General features: G+C 63.2%; 13 protein-coding genes. 7 read left to right on the forward strand and 6 right to left on the reverse strand.

Annotated features, from left to right (window positions below; translation table 11 throughout):
- Window positions 1-15 precede the first annotated feature (15 nt).
- Complete coding sequence (gene blaSRT, locus ACJ8HN_RS06500) at window positions 16-1,152, reverse strand: SRT/SST family class C beta-lactamase (protein ID WP_442523192.1); 1,137 nt, start codon at window positions 1,150-1,152, stop codon at window positions 16-18.
- 206 nt (window positions 1,153-1,358) lie between these two features.
- Between blaSRT and ACJ8HN_RS06505 the strand changes: the two genes are divergently transcribed.
- Window positions 1,359-2,240 (forward strand): LysR substrate-binding domain-containing protein, encoded by an 882-nt coding sequence (locus ACJ8HN_RS06505; protein ID WP_442523193.1) that lies wholly within the window; start codon window positions 1,359-1,361, stop codon window positions 2,238-2,240.
- Here the strand turns inward: ACJ8HN_RS06505 and ACJ8HN_RS06510 are convergent.
- Window positions 2,237-3,268: a Mal regulon transcriptional regulator MalI gene (locus ACJ8HN_RS06510; protein ID WP_442523194.1), complete on the reverse strand. Its 1,032-nt coding sequence runs from the start codon at window positions 3,266-3,268 to the stop codon at window positions 2,237-2,239. The two genes, ACJ8HN_RS06505 and ACJ8HN_RS06510, sit on opposite strands and share 4 nt — an antisense overlap.
- 221 nt (window positions 3,269-3,489) lie before the next feature.
- On the opposite strand from ACJ8HN_RS06510, the gene malX reads away from it, so the two are divergent.
- Window positions 3,490-5,109 (forward strand): maltose/glucose-specific PTS transporter subunit IIBC, encoded by a 1,620-nt coding sequence (malX, locus tag ACJ8HN_RS06515; protein ID WP_193169232.1) that lies wholly within the window; start codon window positions 3,490-3,492, stop codon window positions 5,107-5,109.
- Window positions 5,102-6,283: a MalY/PatB family protein gene (locus ACJ8HN_RS06520; protein ID WP_442523195.1), complete on the forward strand. Its 1,182-nt coding sequence runs from the start codon at window positions 5,102-5,104 to the stop codon at window positions 6,281-6,283. Before malX ends, ACJ8HN_RS06520 begins: the two co-directional genes overlap by 8 nt.
- Before the next feature lie 32 nt (window positions 6,284-6,315).
- Here ACJ8HN_RS06520 and ACJ8HN_RS06525 read toward each other — a convergent pair whose 3' ends face one another.
- Together ACJ8HN_RS06525 and ACJ8HN_RS06530 are read right to left on the reverse strand one after the other, a co-directional pair.
- The gene (locus ACJ8HN_RS06525; protein ID WP_033638420.1) at window positions 6,316-6,684 is read right to left on the reverse strand and encodes a hypothetical protein; all 369 of its coding nucleotides are present in this window, start codon (window positions 6,682-6,684) and stop codon (window positions 6,316-6,318) included.
- Window positions 6,681-7,277, reverse strand: a complete 597-nt coding sequence (locus ACJ8HN_RS06530) for an NUDIX domain-containing protein (protein ID WP_033638419.1) — start codon at window positions 7,275-7,277, stop codon at window positions 6,681-6,683. Before ACJ8HN_RS06530 ends, ACJ8HN_RS06525 begins: the two co-directional genes overlap by 4 nt.
- Before the next feature lie 97 nt (window positions 7,278-7,374).
- Here ACJ8HN_RS06530 and ACJ8HN_RS06535 point away from each other — a divergent pair, with 97 nt between their 5' ends.
- The 3 genes from ACJ8HN_RS06535 (at window position 7,375) to ACJ8HN_RS06545 (ending at window position 9,921) form a co-directional block, all read left to right on the forward strand.
- Window positions 7,375-8,130 carry a DeoR family transcriptional regulator gene (locus ACJ8HN_RS06535; RefSeq protein WP_197658322.1) on the forward strand — a complete coding sequence of 252 codons (756 nt, stop codon included), beginning with the start codon at window positions 7,375-7,377 and terminating at the stop codon, window positions 8,128-8,130.
- Window positions 8,131-8,266: 136 nt separating this feature from the next.
- Window positions 8,267-9,265 (forward strand): adenosine deaminase, encoded by a 999-nt coding sequence (add, locus tag ACJ8HN_RS06540; protein ID WP_442523196.1) that lies wholly within the window; start codon window positions 8,267-8,269, stop codon window positions 9,263-9,265.
- 110 nt (window positions 9,266-9,375) lie between these two features.
- Window positions 9,376-9,921: an AAA family ATPase gene (locus ACJ8HN_RS06545; protein WP_442523197.1), complete on the forward strand. Its 546-nt coding sequence runs from the start codon at window positions 9,376-9,378 to the stop codon at window positions 9,919-9,921.
- Between the two features lie 11 nt (window positions 9,922-9,932).
- Here the strand turns inward: ACJ8HN_RS06545 and ACJ8HN_RS06550 are convergent, their stop codons facing one another.
- Window positions 9,933-10,937: a bile acid:sodium symporter family protein gene (locus ACJ8HN_RS06550; protein ID WP_033648207.1), complete on the reverse strand. Its 1,005-nt coding sequence runs from the start codon at window positions 10,935-10,937 to the stop codon at window positions 9,933-9,935.
- 73 nt (window positions 10,938-11,010) lie between these two features.
- On the reverse strand, window positions 11,011-12,051 hold the full coding sequence (locus tag ACJ8HN_RS06555; RefSeq protein ID WP_060438717.1) for an oxidoreductase: 1,041 nt from the start codon (window positions 12,049-12,051) through the stop codon (window positions 11,011-11,013).
- 231 nt (window positions 12,052-12,282) lie between these two features.
- Here ACJ8HN_RS06555 and ACJ8HN_RS06560 point away from each other — a divergent pair, with 231 nt between their 5' ends.
- Window positions 12,283-12,723: a DUF2569 domain-containing protein gene (locus ACJ8HN_RS06560; RefSeq protein ID WP_019455945.1), complete on the forward strand. Its 441-nt coding sequence runs from the start codon at window positions 12,283-12,285 to the stop codon at window positions 12,721-12,723.
- Window positions 12,724-12,741 lie beyond the last annotated feature (18 nt).

The raw sequence follows: 12,741 nt of genomic DNA on the forward strand, positions 1-12,741 counted from the left end.
CGGCGCCCCTGGCCGTCAGCGCTTCTCCAGCGCCTGGACGATGTGGTAAGCCGCCTCGACGCGATCGTCGTTCGGGAACCACTTGTTGGCCAGCATCACCACGGCGATATTTTTCGCCGGGATAAATACCGCGTAGGTGGAGAAGCCGCCGGTGGAGCCGGTTTTGTTATACCAGCCGGCGCGCAATTCCGGCTGCGGTGGCGTGATGGCGGTGGCCGGCGTGCCGTTCATGATCATCCCGGCGTTGTTGCCTTCAATCAAACGCGACAGTTTCACCGGATACGGGTAGTTCTCCCACATCAGATCCTGCGTGAACGCGCCCGCCTTGTAATACCCGACGTGCGTCGCGGCCAGCGCGTCGCGCCATGGCTGCGCCACCTTCACCTGCTGCAGGTTGGCGTCCAGATAGCGAATCAGATCGCGAGCGTTGGACTTGATGCCGTAAGATTCGGCGTCCAGCGGGCCGGGATTGACCCGCACCGGCTTATCGTCCTTGCTGTAACCCTGCGCATAGTTAGCCATCTGCGCCGCCGGCACCTGAACGTAGGTGTGGCTCATGCCCAGCGCCGGCAGCATCCCCTGTTCCATCGCCTGGATAAACGGCTGGTCGAGGCTCTTGGCAGCGATCATGCCCAGCATGCCGATGCCGAGGTTGGAATAGACGCGGTAGCTGCCCGCTGGATGTTTCGGCTGCCAGGCCCGGTAGTAGGCCATCAGTTGAGCGTTGTCGGTCACGTCGTCCGGCACGAACAGCGGCAGGCCGGAGGTGTGGGTCGCCAGATTCAGCAGGCTGACGCCATCGAAGGCGCTGCCGCGCAGCTCGGGCAGGTAACGGCTGGCCGGATCGTTGAACGACAGCTTGCCCTGCTGCTGCGCATAGACCGCCAGCGTCGCGGTGAAAGTTTTGCTCAGCGAGCCCACTTCGAACAGCGTCTGCTCGGTGATCGGTTTACCGGTCTGCTTCGAGGCGACGCCATACGGGTAAATCTGTTGTTTGCCGTCGACCGACACGGCGATCGCCATGCCCGGCACGCCGTATTTTTTCATCAGCGGCTGAATAACGGCATCGATATCCTGCTGCTGCGCGGCGTGCGCGGTCGGCAGGATCAGTGCGGCGATCAGCGCGGCCGCCAGGCGGTTCATTTTCGTCATGATAGAAGCTCTCAGGTTGCAGGGCATCGGCCGCGGCCAAAAGTTTTTATTGGCGTTATACACGGCGCTTTCCCTGATTGATGATGTCATTCCTTTACGGCTGCCGCGACGCTCTCAGCAGCCGCGCCAAATATCGGATTTTGCCGCCGGGTTGACAAGCGATAATAATTTCAGCCAGCATAAAGAAAAACTTATGGCTATCGACAATGCGCAATCGACTTCCCCTCAACGCCCTGCGGGCGTTCGAATCCTCCGCCCGCCACCTGAACTTCACCCGCGCCGGTCTTGAGCTGCGCGTCACCCAGGCCGCCGTCAGCCAACAGGTGCGCATGCTGGAAGAACAGCTGGGCATTCAGCTGTTCCGCCGCCTGCCGCGCGGGCTGGATCTGACCGAAGAGGGCCAGGCGCTGCTGCCGGTGTTGAGCGACACCTTCGACCGCATCGAGGCGGTGCTGCAACAGTTCGAAGGCGGGCATTTCCACGAGGTGCTGACGGTGGCGGTGGTCGGCACCTTCGCCGTCGGCTGGCTGATGCCGCGGCTGGCGGCGTTCCGCACGGCGCACCCATTTATCGATCTGCGGGTGCTGACCCACAACAACCTGGTCAATCTGTCGGCCGACGGCATGGATTTCGCCATCCGCTTCGGCGAAGGCCTCTGGCCCGCCACCTGCAATATCAAGCTGTTCGACGCGCCGCTGACGGTGCTCTGCCCGCCGGCGGTCGCCGCGCGCCTGCGCACGCCGCAGGATCTGCAGCACGAGCAGCTGATGCGCACCTACCGCAAGGATGAATGGGAGCGCTGGTTCACTGCTGCGCAGGTGACGCCGTGGCGGATCAACGGCCCGGTGTTCGACTCGTCAAGGCTGATGGTGGAAGGCGCGATCCAGTGCGACGGCGTGGCGCTGGCGCCGGTCAGCATGTTCCGCCGCGAACTGGCCACCGGTGCGCTGCAGCGGCCGTTTGCCGCCGAGGCCGCGCTCGGCGCCTATTGGCTGACCCATTTGAAATCGCGGGATCTGACGCCGGCGATGAAAAGCTTTATCGGCTGGATCCGCCGGGAGGCGGAAGAGGAACAGCGGCAGGGCTAGGCGGAACCGCGCCGGATCAGCGTCGGCGGCAGAATGACGTTCTGCGCCAGCAGGTCGGCGTCACCGATGCGCTGCAGCAGGCGCGCGGCGGCGCTGCGCCCCACTTCCCGCGCCGAGCTGGAGACGAAGGTCAGCGGCGGCTCGGTCAGTTCGGCTTCCGGCACGTCGCCGAAGCCGATCAGCGCCACCTGCCGCCCGTAGTAGGCGTCTACCCCGTCCGAACCGATGCTGCGGCCGCTGCGCGCCAGGCCAAAATAGGCGCCGAGCGCCACCGACGCCTTGTGGCAGACGATGGCGGTAATGTTCGGGTAATGGCGCAGCAGTTGTTCCGCCGCTTCCCCCGCCTGGCGCTGCCGGCAATCGCACTCGACGATCCATTCGCTGCGAAACGGCAGGCCGTACTGCACCAGCGTGGCGCAAAAGCCGCCCAGCCGCTCGGCGCGCGTCAATGAGTCGCTCTGGCCGCCGAGGTAAGCGATTTGGCTGTGGCCGCGCCTGATCAAAAATTCGGTGGCCAGCTTGGCGGCCTGCATGTTGTCCGGCCGCACCACGTCCACGCCATCGAGGCCGCTGGAGCGCGCCACGCAGACCAGCGGTACGCCCTGCTCGGCCGCCTTCTCCTTCAGGCCCGCCGCCGCGCGAATGCCGCCCGCCAGCACGATGCCGTCGACGCCCTGCGCCAGCAGCGCGTCAAACGCCCGCTGCAGGCCCTGGCCGTCGCGCCCGCTCTGCGTCAAAAACAGCAGCTTGTCGTGCGCCTCCAGCGCTTCGCTCAGCCCGGCGGTCATTTCGGCATAGAAGGGTTCGCAGATGTCGCGCAGAATAAGGCCAATCACCCCGGACTCCCCGCCGCGCAGCGTCGCCGCCTGGCGATTGCGTACATAGCCCAGCTGCTCTATCGCCTGATTGACCTTCTCGACGGTGGTCGGCGAAATGCGCCCCTTGCCGCTTAACACCAGGGAAACCGTGGTGACCGACACGCCCGCCTGCTGCGCCACATCGGTGATGGTGATTTTTTTGATGCTCATAGTCTCTGCGAACCCGTTCCTGGGCAACCCGCCGTAATGATCAAGGGTATACCGAATCCGTTAGCTCAGTAAAACGTTTTACTGCCTGCCGCATTGTCGCCAAAAATCGGGCGGCAGATTTGTGATTGGCGGCGCATTTTTGCTAGGTAAAACGTTTTATCTTCTTTTTACCTAATCAGAAGTCCCCTTTTTGCTCGTCTTTTCGCCAGGAGAAGTCGGTTATGTCAGCAGCCAACAAACCCAAAATCACCCTCTGGGAGTTCTTCCAGAGCCTGGGCAAAACCTTCATGTTGCCCGTCGCCTTGCTCTCTTTCTGCGGCATCATGCTGGGGATCGGCAGCTCGCTGAGCAGCCGCGACGTGATCACCCTGATGCCGTTTATCGGCCACCCGATCTTCCAGCTGATCTTTACCTGGATGAGCAAGGTAGGCTCCTTCGCCTTCAGCTTCCTGCCGGTGATGTTCGCCATCGCCATTCCGCTGGGCATGGCGCGCGAAAACAAGGGCGTCGCCGCCTTCTCCGGCTTCGTCGGCTTCGCCGTGCTGAATTTGGGCACCAATTTCTACCTGACCGCCGCCGGCGTGCTGCCCACCGGCGATCCGCTGGTGCTGAAAGCCAACAATATCCAGAACATTCTCGGCATTCAGTCGATCGATACCGGCATCCTCGGCGCAGTGATCGTCGGCATCATCGTCTATCGCCTGCATGAACGCTTCCACACCATCCGCCTGCCGGACGCGCTGGCGTTCTTCGGCGGCACGCGCTTCGTGCCGATCGTCACCACCGTGGTGCTGGGCCTGTGCGGCCTGGTGATCCCGCTGATCTGGCCGTGGTTCGCCGCCGGCATCACCGGGCTGGGCTGGGTGATCAACAGCGCCGGCGCCTTTGGCCCGATGCTGTTCGGCACCGGCGAACGCTTGCTGCTGCCGTTTGGCCTGCAGCACATTCTGGTGGCGCTGATCCGCTTTACCGAGGCGGGCGGCACGATGGAAGTGTGCGGCCACAGCGTCAGCGGCGCCCTGACCATCTTCCAGGCGCAGCTCTCCTGCCCGACCACCACCGGCTTTGCCGAGAGCGCCACTCGCTTCCTGTCGCAGGGTAAAATGCCGGCCTTCCTCGGCGGCCTGCCGGGCGCGGCGCTGGCGATGTACCACTGCGCCAAACCGGAGAACCGCCATAAAATCAAAGGGCTGTTGATTTCCGGCGTGGTGGCCTGCGTGGTCGGCGGCACCACCGAGCCGATCGAGTTCCTGTTCCTGTTCGTCGCGCCGTTCCTCTACCTGATCCACGCGCTGCTCACCGGGTTGGGCTTTACCGTGATGGCGCTGCTGGGTGTGACCATCGGCAACACCGACGGCAATATCATCGACTTCGTGGTGTTCGGCATTCTGCACGGCACCGCCACCAAGTGGTATCTGGTGCCGGTGGTGGCCGCCGTCTGGTTCGTTGGCTATTACGCCATTTTCCGCTTCGCCATCCAGCGCTTTAACATCAAAACGCCGGGCCGCGAGAGCGATGGCGCCGTTAGCCAAAGCGCGCCGAGCGGCGCGGTGGGCAAATCCGGCTACAACGTGCCGGCGATTTTGGCGGCGCTCGGCGGCCCGGACAACATCATCACGCTGGACAACTGCATCACCCGCCTGCGCCTGTCGGTCAACGACATGAGCCGGGTGGACGACGCGGCGCTGAAGGCCAACCGCGCCATCGGCGTGGTGCATCTCAACGACCATAATCTGCAGGTGGTGATCGGCCCGCAGGTGCAATCGGTGAAGGATGAATTAGACTCACTGATAGCCACGGCGCTCCCTGCCGCGGCGCTGCAGGGAGCCACCCATGTTTGATTTCTCCACCCCGATCGACCGCCACGGCACCTGGTGCACCCAGTGGGACTATATCGCCGATCGTTTCGGCAGCGACGACCTGCTGCCGTTCACCATCTCCGATATGGATTTCGCCACCGCGCCGTGCATTCTCGACGCATTGCAGCAGCGCCTGCAGCACGGCGTGCTGGGCTACAGCCGCTGGCAGCACGAGGATTTTCTCGGCGCGCTGCGCCACTGGTATCAGCAACGTTTCAACGTCGCCATCGACACCGCGACGGCGGTGTACGGCCCTTCCGTTATCTACATGGCGGCGCAGCTGATCCGCCAGTGGTCGGTGCCCGGCGATTACGTGGTGACCCATACCCCGGCTTACGACGCCTTCTACAAGGTGATCCTCGCCAACCAGCGCCAGCTGTTGGCCTGCCCGCTGCAAAAAGCCGGCGACGACTGGCGCTGCGATATGGCGCACCTCGAAGCGTTGCTGGCGCGGCCGCAGACCAAGATCCTGCTGCTGTGCAGCCCGCATAACCCCACCGGTAAAGTGTGGCGCCGCGACGAGCTGCAGCAGATGGCCGAACTGTGCGAGCGCCACGACGTGCGCGTCATCAGCGACGAGATCCATATGGACATGGTGTGGGGGGAACACCGCCATACGCCGTGGAGCCAGGTGGCGAGCGGCGCCTGGGCCCTGCTGACCTCCGGTTCCAAGAGTTTCAATATCCCGGCGCTGACCGGCGCCTACGGCTTCATCAGCGACGCCGCCAGCCGCGAAGCCTACTTCCAGCAGCTCAAAGCCCGCGACGGCCTCTCTTCGCCGGCGGTGCTGGCGGTGGCCGCGCACGTGGCCGCCTATCGCCAGGGCGAACCCTGGCTGGATGCCCTGCGCGACTACCTGCAGGATAATCTGACCTACGTCGCCGAGCGGCTGGAGCAGGCGTTTCCGGCGCTGGGCTGGCGCCCGCCGCAGGCCACCTACCTGGCCTGGATCGATCTGCGGCCGCTGGCCGTAGACGATCGGGCGCTGCAGCAGGTGCTGATCGAGCGCGAAAAGGTGGCGATCATGCCGGGCTTTACCTACGGCGAGGAAGGCCGCGGGTTCCTGCGCCTCAACGTCGGCTGCCCGCGCAGCAAGCTGGAGGCCGGCATGGACAAGCTGATCGCCGGATTGAGGTTGGTGCTGAGCGACCAATAACGCAAGGGGGCGAGCCTCTGCCCGCCCCTTCGTTACCCCTGAACAGGCGGGATCTCCTCCAGGCGGCGATAGACCGTCAGGCCCCACTCGTTGGCCAGCCGCACGTCGTTATCGGCCCCCGCAGAGGCCCCTTCGATGCGATACACCGCCTGACACTGCGCAATCAGCCGGTGGGCCACCGGGTAGAGAAACGCCTCGCTCACCGCATCGCCAACCTGCGTGGAACCCGCCGCGGCCGCCAAAGGCAGCGCCAACCACTCGCCGATCACCGGCACGTGCCCCCGCTGGTAAACCGCCAGCGCCGCCTGTTCCAGGCGCGCCAGATTGGCGGCGATACGCTGCGGATCGCCATCGGTGCCACTGCGATAGGGGCCGGCGATCAGGATTTGTTGCGCTTTCATCGTTCTTCCTCCAACGTGCGGTTCAAGGCGACAAACTGCAGCAGCATGATGGTCTTGGCGTCAACGATCGTGCCCTGGCGAACCGCCTGCAAGGCTTGCGCCAGCGGCAGCTCGAGCACCTCCAGATCTTCCCCCTCCGCCACCACCCCGCCGCCCTCGTTGATGCGGTCGCCCGCCTGATATTCGCCAACGAAAAAGTGCAGCTTCTCAGTGACCGAGCCAGGGCTCATGTAGGCTTCGAACACCTTCTCCACGTTCTGCACGAAATAGCCGGTTTCCTCTTCCGCTTCGGCGCGGATGCGCGCCTCCGGCGACGCGTTATCCAGCAGCCCGGCGGCGGCCTCAATCAACATGCCGTCATGGCCGTTGACGAACACCGGAAAGCGGAACTGGCGCGTCAGGATCACCGTTTGCGCCCGCCGGTTGAACAGCAAAATCACCGCGCCGTCGCCGCGATCGTAGGTCTCACGGCTTTGCCGCTGCCAAACGCCGTCGCGCCGCAGAAAATCAAAGGTGGTTTTTTTCAGCAGGTACCAGTCATCGGACAACACCCGGGTTTCGACAATGCGAACCCTGTCTTTGGTGGCTATCATCGGTTTACTCCGCCAGAGGAAGGAAATTGATACTATCGTGCAATTTCGTGTATTATCAAGTAATTTCGTGCAAAGAAAATTTGAGAGGAAAATGGCCATGTTGACCAGCCAGCGCAAGAAAATCATCCTGGAAAAACTGGCCCAGGACGGCCAGGTGTTGGCCAAGCAGCTCAGCGAAATGTTTGGGTTGTCGGAAGACACTGTCCGGCGCGATCTGCGCGAACTGGACGCCGAGGGGTTGCTGCAGCGGGTGCATGGCGGCGCCCTGCCGGTTTCTTCCGCCATTGCCAGCTTCGCCGAGCGCAATCAGTTGGAATCCGGCGCCAAACGCGCGATCGCCAAAGCGGCGGCGGCGCTGATCGCCCCCGGCCAGGTAGTGATTATCGATGGTGGCACCACCTCTGCAGAACTGGTCCGGCAGCTGCCGCCCAACCTGAACGCCACCATCGTCACCCACAGCCCCAGCGTCGCCGTGGGCCTGGTCGATCACCCCACGGTGGAGGTGATCCTGATCGGCGGCCGGCTGTACAAGCATTCGATCGTCAGCGTCGGCGCCGCCGCGGTGGAGGCGATGTCGCATATTCGCGCCGATCTCTATTTTATGGGCGTGACCGGGGTGCACCCCACCGCGGGGCTGAGCACCGGCGATCTGGAAGAGGCCTACATCAAGCGGGCGCTGGCGGCCCGCGCGGCGGAAACCGTGGTGCTGGCCTCCGCCGCCAAGCTTAACGCCGCCTCGCAGTATGCGATCGGCGATATTACGCTGGCGCATACCATCATCGTTGAACGCGCCACCGACGACGCATTGATCGCGCCGTTGCAGCAGGCGGGCGTCAGCGTGTTGAAAGCCTGATTCACCACGATAATGCGATAGATCTCGCATTATTTGTGATTCAAGTCACTTTTTTATGCAACGAGATGGCAAGTTTCATTCATTTGTTTTTATACTGTTCTGCACTTTACCTACGATAAATTAGCGAGTGCCCAGCATGATCGATCCCCGCCTACCGCTTACCGACATTCACCGCCATCTCGACGGCAATATCCGCGCGCAGACCATTCTCGACCTCGGTCGCCAGTTCAATCTCGCCCTGCCGGCCAACGATTTGGAGAGCCTGCGCCCGCACGTGCAGATCACCCACGCCGAACCGGATCTGGTTAGCTTCCTGCAGAAACTGGACTGGGGCGTGGCGGTGCTGGGCGATCTGGACGCCTGCCGCCGGGTGGCCTACGAAAACGTCGAAGACGCCGCCAACGCCGGCCTGCACTACGCCGAGCTGCGTTTCTCCCCTTACTACATGGCGATGAAGCACCAACTGCCGGTCGCCGGCGTGGTGGAAGCGGTGATCGACGGGATCCGTTCGGGCTGCCGCGATCGCGACATCGACATTCGCCTGATCGGCATCATGAGCCGCACCTTTGGCGAGGCCGCCTGTCTGCAGGAATTGGAAGGGTTGCTGGCGCACCGCGACGGCATTACCGCGCTGGATTTGGCGGGCGATGAGCTGGGCTTCCCCGGCAGCCTGTTCCTCAGCCACTTCAACCGCGCGCGCGACGCCGGCCTGCGCATCACCGTGCACGCGGGCGAAGCCGCCGGCCCGGAAAGCATCTGGCAGGCGATCCGCGAGCTGGGCGCCGAGCGTATCGGCCACGGGGTGAAAGCGGTTGAAGATCCGGCGCTGATGGATTTCCTGGCGGAACACGGCATCGGCATCGAGTCCTGCCTGACCTCCAACATCCAGACCAGCACCGTGCCTTCGCTGGCGCAGCATCCGCTGGCCACCTTCCTGCGCCACGGCGTGCTGGCATCGATCAACACCGACGATCCGGCGGTTCAGGGCATCGAGATCGAGCACGAATACCGCGTCGCTGCGCCGCAGGCCGGGCTGACGCCGCAGGAAATCCGCACCGCGCAGGAAAACGGCCTGAAGCAGGCCTTCCTCAGCGAGCAGGAAAAACAGGCGCTGCGCGCCAAAGTGCAAGGTTAAATTCCCCCAAGGCGCCACACGGCGCCTTCTTCTCATCCCCCGTTTTCTTCTGCCTGCTCGTCTTTATCGCTGTTTTCACCCATAACTCTGCCGCACTAGAGGAATTTCTTATGTCTGACAAACTACGCCGCATCGTGCTGACCGGCGGCCCGGGTTCGGGCAAAAGCACGCTCATCGAGGTTCTTCATCGCCGTGGCTACCCGCATTCGCAGGAGGCGGGCCGGGCGATTATTCAGGATCAGGTGAGTATTGGCGGCAATGCGCTGCCGTGGGGCGATCGCCAGGCTTTCGCCGAGCGGATGCTGGATTGGGAGCTGCGCTCATGGCGGGAAGCGACGGGCGCAACATGCTGGTTCTTCGATCGCGGCCTGCCGGATATCGCCGGTTACCTGACGCTGTGCGGGTTGCCGATCCCCGCCCCCTTAACGGCGGCGATCGACGCTTTTCGCTATGCCGATACGGTGTTCATCGCCCCGCCGTGGCGAGCGATCTACGCGCAGGACAGCGAGAGAAAACAATCTTTCGCCGAAGCCGAGCAGACCTATCGAGCGATGCTGGCCGCCTATCGCCAACATGGCTATCGGCTGCAGGAACTGCCGCGCGCCTCGCCCGACGAGCGCGCCGACTTTCTGCTCGACGCGCTGGGCTGCCGTTAGCGGCCTGCGGTCTATTTGGCCGCCAGCGCCTCCGCCTCGGCCCGTTGTTTGGCGGTTTTACGCGCATAGCGCTGCGCCAGCACCGCGCACACCATCAGCTGCACCTGGTGGAAAATCATCAGCGGCAGCACCATGGCGCCCACCGCCGCGGCCGGGAACAGCACGTTGGCCATCGGGATGCCGTTCGCCAGGCTCTTTTTCGAGCCGCAGAAGACGATGGTGATTTCATCGGCGGTGTTGAAGCCCAGCCAACGCGCCGCATAGGTGTTGATCACCAACACCACCGTCAGCAGCACCAGCGACATCACCAGGATGGTCAGCAGCGACCAGCCGTCGATGCGATGCCAAATCCCTTCCACCACCGCCGCGCTGAACGCAGTATACACCACCAGCAGGATCGACGAGCGGTCGGTCAGGTTGATCAGCTTACGATGGCGATCGACCCACTTGCCGATCAGCGGCCGCGCCAGATGGCCAACCACAAATGGCACCATCAATTGCAGAATGATTGAACCGATGGCATGCAGCACATCGGTATTGCCGCCCTGGGTATGCATCAACGCGCCCACCAGCAGCGGCGACAGGAACACGCCGAGAATGCTCGACGCCGAGGCGCTGCAGATCGCCGCCGCCACGTTGCCGCCCGCCGCCGAGGTAAAGGCGATGGCCGATTGCACCGTGGCCGGCAGCGCGCACAGATAGAGGAAGCCGAGATAGACCGTCGGCGTCATGATGCCCGGCACCAGCAGATTCATCGCCAGCCCAAGCAGCGGGAACAGCGCAAAGGTGCTGAGGAACACCAGCAGATGCAGCTTCCAGTGGCTCATGCCGGCGACGATCGCCTCGCGCGACAGCTTGGCGCCGTGCATAAAGAACAGCAGCGCGATGGCGGCGGTGGTCAGGTGTTCAAAGAAGGTTTTCCAGATGCCTTCGCAAGGGAACAGCGAGGCGACGATCACCACCAAAATCAGAACCAGCAAAAATTTATCAATGCGCAAACGCTGCAACCAGGACATGAAACGGATTTCCTTGCACGTAAAGTCGTAAAAAGGCCCGACGTTGCGCCGGGCCACAGAGAAATGGACGGGCTCAGACCACCGGCAGCGCCTGCTGCAGCCGGGCCGATTCCAGCCCCAGTTCGATCAATGCCATCACCGCGATGGCGTCGGCGGCCGGCACCGGGTTTTCGCCGATGCCGGCGATCGCGTCGCGCACCGCGGCGTAATAGGCCGGGTAGTTGCCGGGAATGTTGAGCAGCGGCTGCTCCGCCAGCAGATCGCCACGTGACAGCGTCACCACGCCGTCGCGCATGTCATAGCCCCAATCGGCCTGCGGCAGGCGCTCGCCGGCCTTCAGCCGGTCTTCCTGCGGGTCCAGGCCGTATTTGATATAGCTGCCGCGGGTGCCGTGCACCACGTAACGCGGGCTCTCCGCCGCCGCCAGCATGCTGGCGTGCAGCACCACGCGGCGATTGCCATAGCTCAGCAAGGCGTGGAAATAGTCCACCGCCTGCGCCCCCGGCCGCAATTCCCCCAGATCGACGAACAGCCGCTCGGGCTTGCCGAAGAGTTGCAGCGCCTGATCGAGCAAATGCGGCGCTAAATCGTACCAGATGCCGCTGCCGACGCCGCCCTGTTCACGCCAGCGCTGGCGCACCTGCGGCCGGTAACGATCGAAATGCGACTCGAAATACACCACCTCGCCCAGCGCACCCTCATTCAGCAGCGCTTTCAAGGTAAGGAAGTCGCTGTCCCAGCGGCGGTTGTGAAATACCGACAGCAGCAAACCGCTCTGCTGCGCCTGCTGTTGCAGTGCCTGCGCTTGTGACAATGTCACGGTAAACGGTTTATCCACCACCACGTGCTTGCCGGCGGCCAGCGCCTGCTGCGCCAGCGGGAAGTGGGTGTCGTTGGGAGTGGGAATCACGATCAGATCGAGGGTGGGATCGGCGAACAGCGCCTGCGCATCGCCCACCACCGCCATCGACGGCCAGTCGGCGTGCACTTTGCCGGCATCGCTGCTGGAGACGGCAGCCAGCTCCAGCCCCGGCGTACCGGCGATCAGCGGCGCATGAAAGGTTTTGCCGGCGTAGCCGTAACCGACCAGCCCGACACGAATTTTCTCAGCCATGGGATTTCCTCTTGCAGGCTCACGACAGACCTTTCGATTTGACACCATGCGGCCGGATGGAACAAGAAGTAAATGAGATGTTAATTTGAAGCGGGCTTAATACGGCGTCGAGTAGCCAAACGTGCTGCCACCCGCCGCGATGCCGAGCTATCCGGTTGATTGAGATGACGAAGCCGGTATTACCCGCTAAGCTATGCCGCCTGTGATCCCCGTTTCAATCAGGAAGCCTTTATGTCTCAAGCTGAATACTCTCGTATCGGCGGTTGGTTGCTGGCCCCGATGGCCTATCTGATCGTCACCCTGCTCAGCGCCAGCCTGATGCTGCTCCTGTACGCCATGGCGATCTTTATGCCCGAATCGCGCGACTATCTGCTGACCAACGCCCAGGCGTTTACCCTGCAATGGTACTTTTCGGTGCTGACCACGCTCTTGATGTGGTGCTTCACCCTGTGGCTGCTGTGGCTGTTTTGCCAGCGCTCGCAGCGCTTCCCCAAGCTGTTCTTGCTGTGGCTGCTGATCACGGTGCTCCTGGCGGTGAAAGCCTTCGCCTTCGCGCCGGTGCCGGATGAAGTGGCAGTGCGCAGCCTCGGCTGGCCGCTGCTGATGGCGGCGCTGCTGGTGCCTTACATCAAGCGCTCGCAGCGGGTCAAAGGCACCTTTACCGAACGTTAAGGGCGGTTGCAGCACGTT

Origin of the sequence: Serratia sp. CY29653, from assembly GCF_052169255.1 — a bacterium.
GTDB classification, from domain to species: domain Bacteria; phylum Pseudomonadota; class Gammaproteobacteria; order Enterobacterales; family Enterobacteriaceae; genus Serratia; species Serratia sarumanii.